The following is a 387-nucleotide window of genomic DNA, read 5'->3' as shown; positions in this document are numbered from 1 at the left end:
CGAGGGCCCCCGGCCCAGCAGCGTCACGTGCTCGGCGTATTTCGCGACGTGCAGGGCGGCCTGTCCCGCCGAGTTGCCGCCGCCCCCCCCGCCGGCGCGCGGCGCGGTCAGCGCCGGCGCCTCGGCGACGGCGGCGCCGTAGAAGACGCCCCGGCCCACCCGGGCCTCGAGCTGCGGGACGCCGAGGCGCCGGTAGTCCACGCCGGTGGCCACCACCACCGAGCGGGCCCGCACCCGGCCGCCGTCGGACGTGGTCACCGTGTGCACGGGCCCGGCGGTCCCCAGGCTCTCCCCCCGCCGCATGAACAGGACGTCCGTGCCGAAGACCCACGCCGGCGGGAAGGAGCGGAAGGCGAGGTGGGCGCCGCTCACCCCGCGGGAGACGCC

Annotated in this window: 1 pseudogene; it reads right to left on the bottom strand. The window is 79.3% G+C overall.

The window, feature by feature from the left end:
* A pseudogene (locus ACWCOM_RS18545) lies at nucleotides 1-387 on the bottom strand (FAD-dependent oxidoreductase); the annotation flags it as partial.

Source organism: Kocuria sp. KH4, assembly GCF_053711175.1.
Note: the sequence above shows the minus strand (reverse complement) of the source record. Positions and strands in the feature narration are given on the sequence as shown.